The sequence below is a fragment of the uncultured Empedobacter sp. genome (assembly GCF_937930195.1).
Lineage (GTDB): Bacteria > Bacteroidota > Bacteroidia > Flavobacteriales > Weeksellaceae > Empedobacter > Empedobacter stercoris.
Genome location: NZ_CALGVK010000070.1, coordinates 1 through 3,272 on the forward strand (window position 1 = coordinate 1; position 3,272 = coordinate 3,272).

The 3,272-nt window shown below is 33.9% G+C and carries 2 protein-coding genes; both read left to right on the forward strand.

All coding sequences use genetic code 11. The annotated features are described in order from the left end of the window. Nucleotides 1–85 precede the first annotated feature (85 nt). Nucleotides 86–379, forward strand: coding sequence for a hypothetical protein (locus Q0616_RS04275; protein WP_298775388.1), 294 nt, complete (start codon nucleotides 86–88; stop codon nucleotides 377–379). A 72-nt stretch (nucleotides 380–451) separates the two neighbouring features. Further along, complete coding sequence (locus Q0616_RS04280; RefSeq protein ID WP_298775390.1) at nucleotides 452–3,118, forward strand: TonB-dependent receptor; 2,667 nt, start codon at nucleotides 452–454, stop codon at nucleotides 3,116–3,118. Nucleotides 3,119–3,272: the final 154 nt, after the last annotated feature.

Here is a 3,272-nt window from a genome sequence, read left to right on the forward strand (position 1 = left end):
GAATGGGAAAATATTGATTTAAATTATAATAATTATGAAAAATAAAATTTATACGAGTGTAGCATTAATGTGTCTTACATTTAATGTGTCTATAGCAGCAAATAAAATTTCTGTAGAATTGAACATTTTGGATGAATTAAAGGAAGACTGTAATAGCAAATATTTAATAACCCATATTGAAGAGGTTGAAGAAAAGAAACGTCCTTGTACTGTGTATGTGAAGACTATAAACAGAGATGGTTCTGAAGCTACTATTCCTGGTAGAGGAGGTGATTTAACTTGGGATGATTGTGGGAAGTATAAAGATCAATTTGTTAAAGATTTAGTAAATGGAAATGTTAAGTTTACAGAAGATGATGTTACTGTAATTTGGGGATAATTTCATTTAATAAAAGATAATAAAAAACAGCAAATCACTTGCTGTTTTTTTGCAATAACTCACCTGCTACTTATGCATAAACTAAAACATTTTTACGTCTTTATTTTGTTGGTGTTCTCTTATTTAGCACAAGCGCAAACCTATTGCTTAGGTACAGTGTACAACGAATTTGAGGAAACTTTACCGAATACTTCTGTATTGGTGAAAGATACAGAGGGTAATATTCTGCATTTTGGTTTTACCGATACCAAAGGAACTTACAAAATTGGCATTGAAGCCGAAGGCGAGTTGGTAATAGAAGTCAACAAAATGAGTTATGTAAAACAACAACAAACCTTAACAGTTACCAAAGATCAAAAAGAATATCAAGTCGATTTCATTTTAGAAAGTTCGGCTGAGGTATTGCAAGATATTGTTATCGAAATTGAAAATCCCATCAAGCAACGCGGTGATACGTTGGTATTTGATGCCAAAGCATTTACCACTGGGAGCGAACAAGTGGTGGAAGATTTATTGAAAAATATTCCGGGGATTACCGTAGAAAAAGACGGAAGAATAAAATTTGAAGACAAAGAAATAGAAAAAGTAATGGTAGATGGCGATGATTTTTTCAATCGTGGCTATGCTATTCTTACCAAAAATATGCCCAACAAACCTTTAGATAAGGTAGAAGTGTTGCGAAAATATTCTCACAATAAAATGCTGAAAGGAGTTGAAGATTCCGATAAAGTGGCTTTAAATCTTACTATCGATGAGGCATACCAAAACATTTGGTTTGGAGATGTTTTTGCGTCTTATGGTTTAGCATCTGCCAATCGATATGATGTTTCGGGTAACCTGATGAATTTTAGTAAGAAATACAAAAACTTTCTCACTACGGGTTTGAATAATTTAGGAATCAATCGAGTGGGTTCATTAGACGATATGTTTTATAACAACTACGAAATGGAAAGTGTTCGTGGTTCAAACTCCTATCCATTGATGGGCTTGAGTAGTGGAGGACCAGGGCAGTTAAAAGATTATAGAACACGTATCAACAATGCCGAACATATTTCATTAAGCACCATTGTTCCTGTAACGAAGAAATTGAAAATGAAGTTTACTGGTTTTCTGGGTTTCGATGAAAATTATGCCTTCAACCAGTCATTCAGCTCGGTAAATGTAGGAGAAACTTCGTTTCAAAATTTAGAAAATACAGCCTACAAAAGTGCCTTAAAAAAAGGCTACCTTAATATTTTTGGTACCTACGACATCAGCGCTACTCAAATGCTGCAATTCAGTTCGGTGTACAATCAAGGAAATACATTAAGTAGAAACGATTTAACATTTAATGAGATCAACACTTTAGAGTCTTTAGATACCAAAAATTCGTTCTTTGATCAGAAAGTAACGTACACGCACAAATGGAAAGAGAAAAATGTAGTGCTGATAAAATCTCGTTTTTTTAGTAACGATTTGCCTCAGTATTATCAAATCAATGATTATTTAATGGGCGATTTGTTTCCCAATTCACCTACTGCTTTAGATAATACGTTTGCTAATCAAAAAACATTTGGTGGTGTAGAAGCTGATTTCAAACTGAAACAGAAAAAAGGAAATTTAGTTTCGTTTCAAGTCGGGTATTTGCATCATTCAGAAAAAATCAATAGTCAGTTTCGATTGTTTGAAGAACATGTAAGTTTTCAACCCCAAGATTTTCAGTCCAATGTCAAGTATATCTTGGGCGATTTGTACGCCAACGGAGCATATACATGGGATATTCATTCGTGGAAAATCAGTTTAAGAGCCGATGCACATCAATTGTATAACGAATGGAAAAGTACCCAAAGCAATCAAACCAATACGCCTTTTTATATCAATCCATCGGCAAATGTTTCGTGGGAAATTACGCCTACACAAATGCTTTCTGGAAATTACTCGTATAATTTTAGCACTACGGGTATTACCGAAGTAAACGATACCTATTTGTTGTCGAGTTCGCGTAGTTTTAGGAAAGGTTTGGGCACATTTGCATTGACCAATTATCAAAATTCAGGTATTAGATATCACATTCGTCATTACTTAAACAGATACAGTTTTTCATTAGGCGTTAATTATTCGCAACAAAATAAAGCATTGAGTTCTCGCAGTAGTTTAGAACAATACAGTTCGCTTTCTGAAAGCATATTCATTAAAGGAGGAGATCGTATTTCTGTAAATTACAATTCAAGTTTTTATATTAGAAAATGGAAATCAAATACCAAATTGAATGCGAATTATTCTTATAGTACGTATTTCAATGAAATCAATGATTCGGACCTGAGAAAGAATCATTCCATCAATAAAAATATTACTTGGGAATGGCGAACAAATTTTAAAACTGCACTCAATTTTCATATCGGAACCGAATGGTCGTTTACAAAAGTAAAAGCTCCAAATTTTGAAAGTGATTTTACCAACGGAACTTCTTTCTTAGATATTTTCTATAAAATAGGAGAGCATTTGGATGCCAAAGCTATAGTAGAGCATTATTATTTTGGCAGCTTACCTACAAATCAGAGAAGTCATTGGTTTTTAGATCTTGAAGCTTCGTATAAATTAAAAGGCGACAAATGGACGGTGTTTTTAAAAGGGAACAATTTGTTCAATAAAAAGGAATTTACCACGTTTAATGTCAGCGATATTGGATACAGCACCAGATCTTATCGTTTAATGGATCGATACGTTACTATTGGAGCAAAATATCGTTTTAGTTTGTAGGGGAGAGATTTTAGAATACAGGTTTCAGAATACAGGTTTCAGACTTTTAACTTTGAGACTTTCCACCTTTGACTAAAATCCCTTCACTTCGAATAGCGCAATGCAATGAAGCGTATCGAGAAGTTAACGAGGTCTCGACAAGCTCGAACTGACG

Bases quoted from the DNA above. Each gene is read 5' to 3' on its own strand.
- Q0616_RS04280 (WP_298775390.1), top strand. From the start codon at position 452: ATGCATAAACTAAAACATTTTTACGTCTTTATTTTGTTGGTGTTCTCT.